The organism is Streptomyces sp. NPDC004542, assembly GCF_040610035.1.
GTDB lineage: Bacteria > Actinomycetota > Actinomycetes > Streptomycetales > Streptomycetaceae > Streptomyces.
Window position 1 is genome coordinate 76,308 of the sequence record NZ_JBEXLP010000026.1, and the last position, 12,870, is coordinate 89,177.

The following is a 12,870-nucleotide window of genomic DNA, read 5'->3' on the forward strand; positions in this document are numbered from 1 at the left end:
GGTCCGTTCAGCTCCGACGCGACCGTCCGCCGGATCCGCAGGGGCGGGAGAACGGCGGCCCGGCCCCGGCCGGCTGGTGACCGAGAGCCGGTCCGCTGCCCCAGCGGTCGCCGGTCAGCCGACGGGGGCCGGCAGGAAGTCCGGTACCCGGGTGCCGAGGCCCAGGGATTCGGCCCGGCGGCGGACGAGGCCGGCGAGGGCGAGGTCGAGGGTGCCCAGGCCGAACGGGGAGAAGACGGTGACGCGGTCCTCGGCGCGCCGGAAGGGCTTTTCGGCGTTCAGCACGGCACCGATCGAGGTGGCGACGAAGTCCCGGTTGCCGCAGAGCTGTTCGGCCAGGTGCAGGGAGGTCGACTCGCGGCACACGTGGTCCGCGTCGTCGACCACGTTGACGGCGGTCAGGATGCTCCCCGGCGTCAGGTCGCGCAGAGACACGTGCAGGACCAGGGTGCCGGGCCGGCAGGCGTCGGTGGTCAGGTGCGGGGCGGCGGCGGTGGTCGCCAGGCAGACCAGCCGGTGGGCGGCGAGCGCCTCCTCGGCGCTGAAGGCGACCTCGGTCTTCAGATCGGGCCAGCGGGCCCGGCAGCGGGCGGCGAAGAGCTCCGCCCGGGCGTCGTCGAGGTCGAACACGCTGACCGCGGCGAGGCCGGGCAGGACGGCCCGGAGGTAGGCGAGGATCTCGAACCCGATCACGCCGCAGCCGATCAGGGAGACGCCGGTCTCGGGGACGGGCGGGCCCAGCGTCGCCGCCGCGAGGGCGGCGCTCGCCGCGGTGCGCCGCGCCGAGATCACCGAGCCCTCCAGCAGGGCTTCCGGCTGCCCGGTGGCCATGGAGTTGAGGATCACCGCGGCGGAGGCGCGTTCCATGCCGCGCGAGGTGTTGCCGGGGAAGGAGGCGATCCATTTGATGCCCGCCACCGGCTCGTCCTCCCCGAGGTAGGCGGGCAGACCGATGATCCGGTTGCGCGGGTCGTCCGGAAAGCGGAGGAAGACCGAGTGCGGCAGGGCCGTACGGCCCCGCTCGTGCAGCAGGTACGCGCGACGCACCGCCTCGACGACCTCGGCCTCGGCGTCGTCGAGGACGCGGTGGACCTCGCCGGCCCCCAGGATCAGCATGATGCCTCCTTCATCGCCATCTTCGTCTCCTTCCACAGGTGGGACACGTCGCCGAAGTGGCGGGCGACCCATTCGTCGTCGTAGATCGTGTCGAGGTAGCGCTCCCCGCGGTCGGGCAGGACGACCGCGCAGCGCGCGCCCGCCGGTATGCGGTCGGCCAGCTGCTCGACCGCCGCCACCAGGGCCCCGGAGGACCCGCCCGCGAGGACGGCCTCCCGGGCGGCGAGCCGACGGCAGCCGACCACGCAGTCGAGGTCCGTCACATGGACGACCTCGTCGGCGAGCCCGTCGCGGTAGAGCGCCGGGCGTACGGCCGCGCCGTGGCCCGGGATCAGCCGGGGCGTCGGGGCGCCGCCGAAGATGGCGCTCCCCCTGGCGTCCACCGCGACCACGGTCACCGGCAGGCGCCGGTCGCGGACGTACTCCGCGCAGCCGCGCAGGGTGCCGCACGAGCCCGTCGCACAGAACAGGTAGTCGATCCCGCCCGGCACCGCCTCCAGGATCTCGCGCATCGTCCGCCGGTGCGCCTCGGGGTTGAGCGGATTGGCGTACTGGTTGGGCCAGTAGGCGCCGGGGACGCGGGCGACCAGCGTCTTGATGCGGCGGATCCGGACCGGCAGGTACTCGCCGGTGGCCGGGTCGCTCTCGCTCACCACCTCGACCTCCGCGCCGAGGGCCCGCATGACGGCGATGTTCTGCCGGTTGGTGCGGGGGTCCACCACGCAGATGAAGCGGAGCCCGTAGTAGGCGCAGACCTGGGCGAGTCCGATGCCGAGGTTGCCGGAGCTGGATTCGACGACCACCGAGCGGCCGGGCACGAGGGTGCCGCACCGGATCAGCCCGCGCAGCATCTCCAGGGCCGAGCGGTCCTTCATGCTGCCACCGGGGTTGAAGGCCTCCAGCTTGGCGTAGGTGGTGAAGTGCCGCCCAGGAGCGAGCTTGGCGAGTTCGACCAGCGGGGTACCGCCGATCGTGCCGATGACGCCGGCGGACCCGTCGTCAGGTTCCGGCATGGTGGCCTCGCCCCGTCGGATCGGGGCACGGCCCGAGCATGGTGCGCAACACGCTGGTTCCTCCTGTCAGCACTGGATCGAGGGGTGGTGCGGCGGCCGCCGCCCGGCCTGGTCCGGTACGGGCGTGAGCCGCGGCCGGGCCGGTGCCCGGCGGGTCAGCGCGCCGGCGCGCCGGACGTGGCGCGTACGGAGCGGGCGAGGGAGGCGGCGCCGGCGATCAGCACCATCCACCCCGCCAGGGCCAGCGCGGTGGTCCGCGCGCCTGCCGAGTCGAGCAGCAGACCGCCGAGCAGCGAGCCGATCGGCAGAGCCCCGTTGGACAGCGTGCTCATCCCCGCGAGCACCCGGCCGCGCAGCCGGTCCGGGGTGATGACCAGCTGGTAGCTGCCGAGCGCCACGTTCCACAGCGGTCCGACGAACCACATCGCGGCGTAGGCGGCGGCGAGCGTGAAGGGATCGCGGCTGAGGGCGATCACGCCCATCAGCACCGCCCACGCCCAGTTCGCCCCGATCACCAGGGCGCCCAGTGCGACGCGGCGGGCGAACCACGGTGCCGCCAGCGAGCCGAGGACGCCTCCGCCGCCCGCGACGCCGACCATCAGACCCACCCCCGCCGAGGACGCGCCGACGTCGGTGGCCAGCACGATGGTGACCAGGAACAGCGCCCGGAACATCAGGTTGCTGCCGGCCACCAGCAGGGTGGTGGTGCGCAGGAAGGGCTGTCGCCACAGCCACCTCAGGCCCTCCCGGACCTCCTCGCCCATGCGGCCGGTGCGGGCGGACCGCTCGGCCTCGAACTCCTTGCGGATGAAAAGCAGTCCGGTCAGCGAGACCAGGTAGCTCAGCGCGTCGGCCAGGAACGGGACGGCCCGGCCGAGACCGAACAGCACACCGCCGAGGGGCGTCCCGAGCATCACGGCGGCCCGCCCCCGCGCCTCGTTGCGGGACAGGGCCGACGACAGCTGGCTCGGGGGCACGACGTTGGGGACGGCCGCGTGCGCGGCGAGCCCGTGGAACACCGTGAGCGTGCCCTCCGCGAAGCCCACGGCCAGCACCAGCGGCAGGCTGAGGACGTCCAGGGCGGAGGCGACCGCGATGGCCGCCGCGCCGCACGCGCGCAGCGCGTCGCACCAGATCATCAGCCGCCGGCGCGGCCGGCGGTCCACCAGGGCGCCGGCCGGCAGCGGGAGGAGCAGCGCGGGCAGCAGCGCCACGAATCCGGCCAGCCCGGCTGCGAACGGCGAGCCGGTGAGGGCCAGGACCAGCAGCGGGTAGGCGATGGTGGTGGCCGTCGACCCGAGCAGGGAGACCGCCGAGCCGCCCCACAGCAGCAGGAAGTCGCGGTTGCGGTGCAGCGGGACCACCGGACCGGCGGGGGCCGCGTCCGGCGGGTCCGCCGGAGCCTTCGTGTCGGGGCTCGTCATCTGTTCACACTCCAAGTCGTGGCCCGTCCGGAGGCCGGGGCCCGTCCGCCGGGTCATGTGCGGGACGCGGGGGGCGGCCCGCCCTCCCCCGGAGAGGCGCTCCCAGCCGCGTCCCAGCCGCGTTGCCGTCGGTCGCCGGACCCGGACCGCGAGGCCCCGCTGATCTCCCCCGGCCCCATCCGCCGGACAGCACACCTGGTGCTGTGGCCGGAAAGGGTCACCGGCTCGCGACACCCGGTGCGGCACCTCGCCGCGTCGCCGCATCACCCGAGTGCATCCCGTACGCGGGGGACGCCCCGCCCTGCGATGCACCGCACCGGACACCGCGAGCTTCCCGGCAAACCCTTCCGGCCACAGCACTAGCCGCGCGCCGCCCGCTCCATCTGCCGGCGCAGACTGAGCGGCCGCATGTCGGTCCATACGGTGCCGATGTGGGCCAGGCACTCGGCCCGGGTGCCCTCGGTGCCCTCGGCGTGCCAGCCGAGCGGCAGCTCGCGGTCGGCGAGCCAGACGGAGTACTGCTCCTCGTCGTTGAGGACGACGCGGTACGTACGCTCGTCGATGTCTTCCTCTGCCACGGCGGGCCCTCCCTCGGGTGAACTGCCGCGTCACGAACCTCACGTGACCGGTGGCGGCGCCGGAGAGCCTGCCGCAACCGTCCCCCCGGGTCCCAGAGAAGGAGGCGCAGTCACCGCGGCGCCGACGCTGCCGAGGTGACTGCCGGTTGTTCTCTCGGAGCGGCGACGGCCCGGCGGCGACGCTGAGGCGCATGACTGCGAACCCCTCCCTCCGGACCGCGCCGGCCGACCGCGCCCAGGAGCGCGACGCGCGTTCCGCCCTGCCCCTGACGCTGTCGGCCGAGTGCCCCGGTACGCCCCTGTCCGCCTACCTGGCGGCCGCCCGACCGCTCGTCCGCGGCCGGCTGCTCGAACACGGCGCGGTACTGCTGCGCGGCTTCGACGTCGGCGGCGTGGACGGCTTCGAGGCCGCGGTGCGGGCGGTGTCCGGCGCGCCGCTGCCCTACGCGGAGCGGTCCTCGCCGCGCAGCACCATCAAGGGACAGGTGTACACGTCGACCGACTACCCGCCGGACGAGGAGATCTTCCTCCACAACGAGAACTCCTACCAGGCGGACTGGCCGCTGACCCTGTTCTTCCACTGCGTGCGGCCGCCGGACACCCTGGGCGCCACACCGCTCGCCGACACCCGCCGGGTGTACCGGGCGATCGACCCCGCCGTCCGGGAGGAGTTCGCCGCCCGGGGCTGGATGGTGGTGCGCAACTTCTCCGACGGCTTCGGCGTGCCGTGGCGGCAGGCCTTCGGCACGGACGACCGCGGCGAGGTCGAGGCGTACTGCGCCCGCAACGGCGTCGAGACCGAGTGGACCGCGGACGGCCTGCGGACCCGCGCGCGCCGCCGGGCGGTGCACCGCCACCCGGTGACCGGGGAGACGGTCTGGTTCAACCACCTCACCTTCTTCCACGTGACCACGCTGGCCGAGGAGGTGTGCGGGGCGCTGCGGGAGATGTACGACGACGCACGGCTGCCGACCAACACCTACTACGGCGACGGCCGGCCCGTCCCGGACGACGTCGTCGCACACCTGCGGTCCTGCTACCGCGCCGAGCAGCGGCGCTTCGACTGGCAGCGGGACGACGTGCTCCTCGTGGACAACATGCTGTCGGCGCACGCCCGGGAGCCGTTCACCGGGCCGCGCCGGATCGCCGTGGCGATGGCCGAGCCCCACTCGGCGGCCGTGCGGTCCGCCTCGTCCGCGGAGGTGACCGATGTCCGCCGGTGAGAGCGGCCTCCCGCTCTCGTTCGCCCAGGAACAGCTGTGGTTCCTGGACCAGCTCCGCTCCGGCGCCGCCACCGAGTACCTGATGTGCGAGGCGTTCCGCATCCACGGCCCGCTCGACCCGCGGCTGCTGGAGGCGGCGTTCACCGAGATCTCGGCGCGGCACGAGGTGCTGCGCACCCGCTACGGCACCGCGGGGGGCGCCGGGGCGCAGTTCGTGGACGAACCCGGCCCCGTGCGGCTCGCCCGGCTGGACCTGGCCGGCACGGCGCCGGCGGACCGCGCGGCGCGGGTGCGCGAACTCCACGCGGCCGAGCTGCGCACCCCGATCGACCTGCGCGACCAGGCACCCTGGCGGCTGACCCTGGTCCGGTTCGCCGAGGACGACGCCGCCCTGCTGGTGACGGTCCATCACATCGCCTTCGACGGATGGTCCTGGGGCGTCCTCGCCCGGGAACTGCACGAGCTGTGCACCGCGTTCGCGGCCGGCCGGCCGTCACCGCTCGACGCGGTACCGGTGCAGTACGCGGACTTCGCGCGGTGGCAGCGCGACACCTGGGCGTCCGCACCCGAGCGGGCCGAGCGGCGGCGCGGCTACTGGCGGGAGCGGCTGGCGGGCCTGGAACCGCTGGAGCTGCCCGCCGACCGCCGGCGCCCGGCACACTGGGACCCGGCCGGGGAGAGCGTCCCGTTCACGCTCCCCGCCGAGCTGGCCGGACGGCTGGCGGTGCTCGGCCGGGACGCGGGCGCGACCCCGTTCATGGTGCACCTGGCCGCGTTCCAGCTGCTGCTCGCGCGCTGGTCCGGCCGGACCGACGTGGCCGTCGGCGTGTCGGTCTCGGACCGCGACCAGGTCGAACTGGAGCCGCTGATCGGCCTGTTCCTCAACACCGTGGTGCTGCGCACCGACCTGTCCGGCCGCTGCTCCTTCCTCGACCTGCTGGCGCGGGTCCGGGAGACCACCCTGGACGCCTACGAGTACCAGGACGTGCCGTTCGGCTGGGTGGTGGCCGACCTCGCGCCCGAGCGGGACCCGTCCCGCAACCCGGTGTTCCAGGTCGGCTTCGCGCTGCACAACGCCGAGCGCCGCCCCCTGCGGCTGCCCGGCCTCGACGTCGCGAAGGTCGAGCCGGCCACCGGTCACTCCGCCTTCGACCTGTCGCTGCACCTGTCCGAACACACCGACGGCTCGATCGCGGCCCGGCTGATCTTCCCCACCGCGCTGTTCGACCGCGCGCGGATCGAACGGATGGCGGCGAGCCTGCTGCGGCTGCTCACGGCCATCGCCGAGCACCCGGACACCCCCGCGCACGACCTGGAGACCGTCCCCGACGCGGAGCTGGCGGCCTTCGAACGCTGGAACCGCACCGGCACCGAGCGCCCGCGCCGGTCGCTCGCCGAACTGTTCTTCGCCCAGGCCACGGCCACCCCGGACGCGGTGGCCGTGGTGTCCGGCGACCGGGAGACCCGCTACGCCGACCTCGCCGACCGGGTGCGGCATCTGGCCGGAGTGCTGCGCTCGCGCGGCGTCGGCCCGGAGAGCCCGGTGGGCGTCGCGCTGCACCGCGGGACCGACCTGGTCGCCACCGTCCTCGCGGTGCTCACCGCGGGCGGCGTGTACGTGCCGCTGGCCCCGGAACACCCGGCGGAGCGGCTCGCCCACCTGATCACCGACGCCGACGTGACCCTGCTGGTCACCGAGGAGGCACTCGCCGGGCGGCTGCCGGCCCACCCGGACACCCTCGTGCTCGACACCGTCCGGCCGCGGGCGGACGAGGAGGCCCCGGCCCTCGAACCGGCGGGCGTCGCCGGTACGCGGGCCGCGTACGTGATGTACACCTCCGGTTCGACCGGCCGGCCCAAAGGCGTCGTCGTACCGGAGGCCGCGATCCGCAACCGCGTGCTCTGGTCGGTGGAGCGCTTCGGCCTGGGCCCCGGCGACCGGGTGCTGCAGAAGACCACCATCGGTTTCGACGCCGCCCTGTGGGAGTTCCTCTCCCCGTTGGTGTGCGGGGCCACGGTGGTGACAGGCCCGCGGGACGCCCACCGCGACCCGGCGGTGATGGTCCGTGCCGTGCTCGACCACCGGGTCACCGTGTTGCAGGGCGTGCCCTCGATGCTGCGCCTGCTGCTGGAGGAGCCGGCCCTGGCCGACTGCGCCTCGCTGCGCCTGCTGTGCTCGGCGGGCGAGCCGCTGCCCGCCGGGCTGGCCGGCCGGCTGCGCCGCACGCTCGGCGCCGAGGTGGTCAACACCTACGGCCCCACCGAGTGCGCCGTGGACTCCACCGCCTGGCACTTCGACCCGGATGAGCCCGGCGACCTGGTGCCGATCGGCCTGCCGCTGCCCAACGTACGCACCTACGTGGTGGACGCCGAGGGCCGGCAGGTGCCCATCGGGGTGACCGGTGAGCTGCACGTCGGCGGCATCGCACTCGCCCGCGGGTACGCGGGCCGGGGCGACCTCACCGCGGACCGGTTCGTCCCCGACCCGGACGCCACCGTGCCCGGCGCTCGCCGGTACCGCACCGGAGACCTGGTACGACGCCGCGCGGACGGCGCACTGGAGTACGTCGGACGCGTCGACGACCAGGTCAAGATCGGCGGAGTGCGGATCGAGCCCGGCGAGATCGAGGTCCGGCTGGCGGCCCACCCGTCGGTGGCCGCCGCCGTGGTGGCCGTGCACCGGTCCGACGCGGGCGACGCGCGGCTGACCGCGTACGCGGTGCCCGCGGCGGGGGAGCGCATCGACCCGGAGGCGCTGCGCGCCCACCTGGCCGCCGCGCTGCCGGAGGCGATGCTGCCGTCCGCCGTCGTCGAACTCGCCGGACTGCCGCTCACGCCGAACGGAAAGGTGGACCGCCGCCGGCTGCCGGCGGCCACCGAACCCGGCCGGCCCGCCGCGGCGGCCCGGCAGGCCCCGCGCACCGCCGCCGAGGAGGCCGTCGCCGCGCTGATGGCCGAGGTCCTCGGCGTCGAACGGGTCGGCGCCGAGGACGACTTCTTCCTGCTGGGCGGCCACTCCCTGCTCGCGATCAAACTCGTGCTGCGGCTGCGGCGCGCCTTCGGTACCGAACTGACCGTCGGCGAGCTGTTCCAGGCGCGGACGGTGGCCGCGCTGGCCGCCCGGGTCACCGGGGCCGGCGCCGGCCCGGAGGCGGACCCGGACACCGATCCGGACGCCGTCCGGCCGGCGGGCCGGGACCGCCCGCTGCCGCTGTCGTTCGGCCAGCAGCGGATGTGGTTCCTCGACCAGCTGGAGCCCGGGACCTGCGAGTACGTCGTCCCGCTGGCGCTGCGGCTGACCGGAGTGCTCGACACCGTGGCGCTGCGCCACGCGCTGGACGCGCTGTCCGAACGGCACGAGGTGCTGCGGACCAGGTACCGCTCCGAGGACGGCGAGCCCGTCCAGGTCGTCGACCCCGCGGGTCCGGTCGACTTCACCCTGACCGATCTGACGGGCGCCCCCGACCCCGAGCACCGGGCCCGGACCCTGGTCGAGGAGCTGGCCCGCCGGCCGTTCGACCTCGAGCACGCACACCCGCTGCGGGCGACCCTGATCCGCACCGCCCCCGAGGACCACCTCCTCGTCCTGACCCTGCACCACATCGCCTTCGACGCCTGGTCGACCAACGTCTGCCTGCGCGACCTGGACCTCTTCTACCGGGCCTTCGCCCTGGGCGAGCCGTCGCCGCACGCCCCGCAGCCGGTGCAGTACGCCGACTTCGCGGTGTGGCAGCGCGAGCAGCAGTGGGCCGGCCGGCTGGACCACCAGCTCGCCTACTGGCGCGACCGGCTGGCCGGCCTCACCCCCGTCGAACTGCCCGCCGACCGGGCCCGTTCGGCGGTCCGCGACGCCCGGGGCGACAACGTCGTCGTCGAGGTGGCCCCCGAGGTGGCCCGGGCCGTCGCCGAACTGGCCGGCCGGCACGGCGCGACCCCCTTCATGGTGATGCTCGCCGCGTTCCAGGTGCTGCTGCGGCGCTGGACCGGCCGCGACGACCTCGCGGTGGGAACCCCGGTCGCCGGACGGACCCGCCAGGAGACGGAGGACCTGGTCGGCTTCTTCACCAACACCCTGGTGATCCGCAGTGACCTCGGCGGCGACCCGGTCTTCGGCGAGCTGCTGGAGCAGGTCCGCGGCACGGTGCTGGACGCCTTCGCCCACCAGGACGTCCCGTTCGAGCACCTGGTCGACGCACTGCGGCCGGAGCGGGACCTCTCCCGCAACCCGCTGTTCCAGATCATGTTCGAGCACCAGCACCTGGCAGGCGTCCCGGACCGGATCGGCGCGGTCGCCGTGGAGCCGGTCCGCGCCGGACTTCAGACCGCCAAGTTCGACCTCACCGTGACCGTCAAGGAGCGCGGCGGGCGCATGTACTGCTGGTTCGAGTACGCGACCGCGCTCTTCGACCGGGAGACCGTCGAGCGGATGGCGGGCCACTACCTGACCCTGATCGGCGGCATCACCGCCGCCCCCGGCGCGCGGATCGGCGACCTCGCCATGCTCACCGAGGAAGAGCGGCACCGCGCCCTCACCGCCTGGGCCGACCCGGAGTCCGAGCGGGCCACCGTGCTCGACCCGCCCGGCGAACACCACCTGTGCGTACCGGAGCTGTTCGCCCGTCAGGTCCGGCGGGCCCCGGACGCGGTCGCCGTGGTCTTCGGCGACCGGCAGGTCAGCTACGCCGAACTCGACGCGCTGTCCGACCGGTTCGCCTCCCGCCTGCGCTCCCTCGGGGTCACCGCCGAGACGATCGTCGGCTCCTGCCTGGAGCGGGGCGTCGAGGCGGTGGTGGTGCTGCTCGCCGTGCTGAAGGCCGGCGGCGTGTACGTGCCGTTCGACCCCGGCCACCCCGCCGAGCGGCTGGAGCTCATGCTCGCCGACGCCGGCCCGGAACTCGTGGTCACCACCCGCGCGTGCGCCGGCCGGCTGGGCGGCGCCCACCGGGTGGTCCTGGCCGACGCCGACGCCCAGGGGGACCCCGGCCCGGCACCCGGGGGCCCGGCGCCCGTCCCGGCCCGGCCGCGGAACCTCGCCTACGTCATCTACACCTCCGGCTCGACCGGCCGCCCCAAGGGCGTGATGATCGAGCACCGTTCGTACGCCCACCACTGCCGGGTGATCGCCGACGCGTACGGGATCGTCCCCGGCGAACGGGTGGCACTGCTGTCCGCGCTCACCTTCGACGTGGCGATGGACCAGATCGCCGCGACCCTGGTGGCCGGCGCCACCGTCGTCGTCGCCGACCCGGTGTTCTGGACCCCGGACGAACTGCCCGCCCGGCTCGCCGAGCACGGCGTCACCGTGCTGGAGATCACCCCCTCCTACTACCGGGCCGTCCTGGAGTCGCCCGGCCTGCCCCTGCTGGACTCGCTGAAGCTGATGAACGTCGGCAGCGACGTGGTCACCGGCCTGGACGCGCGGCGCTGGGCCGAAACCGGCCTGCCCGCCCGCTTCCTGTGCAACTACGGGCCGACCGAGGCCACCGTCACCTGCCTGCTCCATCCCGTCCCCGAGGCGCCCGCGGAGGGCGACGCGGCCGGCGCCCTGCCGCTCGGCCGGCCCGTGCCCGGCACCCGGGCCTACATCCTGGACGCGGACCTGCGGCCCGTCCCCGTCGGCGTCCCCGGCGAGCTGTACCTCGGCGGCGTCCGGCTGGCCCGCGGCTACCACCGGCGGCCGGACCTCACCGCGCAGCGGTTCGTCCCCGACCCCTTCGCCACCGAGCCCGGCGGGCGGCTCTACCGCACCGGCGACCTGGCCCGCCACCGGCCGGACGGCACCATCGAGTTCCTCGGCCGGATCGACCACCAGGTCAAGGTCCGCGGCCTGCGCATCGAACTCGGCGAGATCGAGGCGGCGCTCGCCCGGCACCCCGCCCTCCAGGAGGCGGTGGTCACCGCCCCGCGGACGGCACCGGGCGAACGCCGGCTCGTCGCCTACCTGGTGGCGCGCCCCGGCAGTCCGATGCCCGACGTGGCCGAGCTGCGCGGACACCTGGGCGCGCTCCTGCCCGAGTACATGATCCCCTCGGTGTGGGTGCCGCTCGACGCGTTCCCGCTGACGGCCAGCAAGAAGATCGACCGCAAGGCCCTCCCGGACGCCTCGGCCGCCCTGGCCGGTGGCGCCCGCGAGCACCTCGCCCCGCGCGGCCCCGCCGAGGAGGTCGTCGCCGCGATCTGGTCCGAGGTCCTGTGCCTGGAGCGGATCGGCGCCCAGGACGACTTCTTCGCCCTGGGCGGGCACTCGCTGCTCGCTACCCGGGTGCTGGCCCGGCTCCGCGAGACGTTCGCCGTCGAACTGCCCCTGCGCCTGCTGTTCGAGGCCACCACCGTGGCCCGGCTTGCCGAGGCGGTGTCCGAGGCCGTGGAGGCCGACGTCGCCGCGCTGTCCGACCAAGAAGTGGCGGGCCTGCTCGCCGAGGAAGGCCTGCGATGACCGACACCAAGGACCGCGCGCACCTGAGGCAGGAGCTGCTCCGCCGGCGCCTCGCCGGCCGAGCCGCCCCCGCCCCGGCCGAGGGGATCACCCGCGCGCCGCGCGGCGGCCCGCTCCCGCTCTCCTTCGCCCAGCGCCGCCTGTGGATCCTCGACCGGCTCCAGCCCGGCGGCACCGAGTACCTGATGACCGTGGCGCTCCGGCTGCGCGGCCCCCTCGACCGGACCGCGCTGCGCACCGCGCTGGACGGCATCCTCCACCGGCACGAGGTGCTGCGGACCCGCTACCCGGTGGCCGACGGCGAGCCCGTGCAGATCGTCGACGAGCCGGGGAGCGTCCCGCTCGACGAGGAGGACCTCGGCGCACTCGACCGGGCGGCCGCGGACGCCCGGATCGCCGCCCTGGCCACCGGCGCGCGCCGGCCGGTCGACCTCGCCGAGGGCCCGGTGTTCTCCGCCGTACTGGCCCGGCTGGACCAGCGGGAGCACGTCCTGCTGCTCACCGTCCACCACATCGCCTGCGACGGGCGGTCCGAGGACGTCCTGGTCCGCGAGCTCGCGGAACGCTACGAGGACGCGCTCGCCGGGCGGCCGCCCCGCTCGCCGGAACCACCGGTGCAGTACGCCGACTTCGCGCTCTGGCAGCGCGAACGGCTCTCCGGCGCGGCACTGCGCCGCCCGCTGGACCACTGGCGCGAGCGGCTGGCCGGACTGCCGCCCCTGGAACTGCCCACCGACCGCCCCCGCCCCGCCGTACGCGACGCGGCGGGCGGGCTGGCGCCGCTCGCCGTGCCGGCCGGCACCGCCCGGCGGCTGACCGCGCTCGCACGGCAGCACGGCGCCACCCCCTTCATGGCCCTGCTGGCCGCGCACGCCGTCCTGCTCGGCCGCTGGAGCGGCCGGCGCGACGTCGCCGTGGGCTTCCCGGTGGCGGGGCGCGACCGCGCGCAGCTCCAGGACCTGGTCGGTCTCTTCCTCAACACGCTGGTGCTGCGGGTCGACCTGTCCGGGGCGCCGTCGTTGGGGGGGCGGGGGGGGGCGGGGCGGCCCCCCCGCCCGCCCCCCCCACCCCCCCCCCACA

At 75.2% G+C, this 12,870-nt stretch carries 7 protein-coding genes; 3 read left to right on the forward strand and 4 right to left on the reverse strand.

Annotated features, from left to right (window positions below; genetic code table 11):
- Window positions 1-114 precede the first annotated feature (114 nt).
- From sbnB to ABZX30_RS17160, 4 genes are all read right to left on the reverse strand, one after another.
- Window positions 115-1,116 (reverse strand): 2,3-diaminopropionate biosynthesis protein SbnB, encoded by a 1,002-nt coding sequence (gene sbnB, locus ABZX30_RS17145; RefSeq protein ID WP_355934212.1) that lies wholly within the window; start codon window positions 1,114-1,116, stop codon window positions 115-117.
- Window positions 1,110-2,129: a 2,3-diaminopropionate biosynthesis protein SbnA gene (gene sbnA, locus ABZX30_RS17150; protein ID WP_355934214.1), complete on the reverse strand. Its 1,020-nt coding sequence runs from the start codon at window positions 2,127-2,129 to the stop codon at window positions 1,110-1,112. The genes sbnB and sbnA overlap by 7 nt, the downstream gene beginning before the upstream one ends.
- Window positions 2,130-2,284: 155 nt before the next feature.
- Complete coding sequence (locus tag ABZX30_RS17155) at window positions 2,285-3,553, reverse strand: MFS transporter (protein WP_355934216.1); 1,269 nt, start codon at window positions 3,551-3,553, stop codon at window positions 2,285-2,287.
- A 359-nt stretch (window positions 3,554-3,912) separates the two neighbouring features.
- A complete protein-coding gene (locus tag ABZX30_RS17160; RefSeq protein WP_355934218.1) occupies window positions 3,913-4,131 on the reverse strand; it encodes an MbtH family protein in 219 nt (72 codons plus the stop codon).
- Window positions 4,132-4,322: 191 nt separating this feature from the next.
- On the opposite strand from ABZX30_RS17160, the gene ABZX30_RS17165 reads away from it, so the two are divergent.
- From ABZX30_RS17165 to ABZX30_RS17175, 3 genes are all read left to right on the forward strand, one after another.
- A complete protein-coding gene (locus ABZX30_RS17165; protein ID WP_355934219.1) occupies window positions 4,323-5,354 on the forward strand; it encodes a TauD/TfdA family dioxygenase in 1,032 nt (343 codons plus the stop codon).
- Entirely contained in the window at window positions 5,341-11,790 is a 6,450-nt protein-coding gene (locus ABZX30_RS17170) for an amino acid adenylation domain-containing protein (protein ID WP_355934221.1), read from the forward strand. Before ABZX30_RS17165 ends, ABZX30_RS17170 begins: the two co-directional genes overlap by 14 nt.
- Window positions 11,787-12,870, forward strand: a 1,084-nt coding sequence (locus ABZX30_RS17175; protein WP_355934223.1) for a condensation domain-containing protein, incomplete at its 3' end; no start/stop codon positions are given. The genes ABZX30_RS17170 and ABZX30_RS17175, both read left to right, overlap by 4 nt.

Bases quoted from the DNA above. Each gene is read 5' to 3' on its own strand.
- sbnA (WP_355934214.1), bottom strand. From the start codon at position 2,129: ATGCCGGAACCTGACGACGGGTCCGCCGGCGTCATCGGCACGATCGGC.
- ABZX30_RS17170 (WP_355934221.1), top strand. From the start codon at position 5,341: ATGTCCGCCGGTGAGAGCGGCCTCCCGCTCTCGTTCGCCCAGGAACAG.
- sbnB (WP_355934212.1), bottom strand. From the start codon at position 1,116: ATGCTGATCCTGGGGGCCGGCGAGGTCCACCGCGTCCTCGACGACGCC.
- ABZX30_RS17165 (WP_355934219.1), top strand. From the start codon at position 4,323: ATGACTGCGAACCCCTCCCTCCGGACCGCGCCGGCCGACCGCGCCCAG.
- ABZX30_RS17155 (WP_355934216.1), bottom strand. From the start codon at position 3,553: ATGACGAGCCCCGACACGAAGGCTCCGGCGGACCCGCCGGACGCGGCC.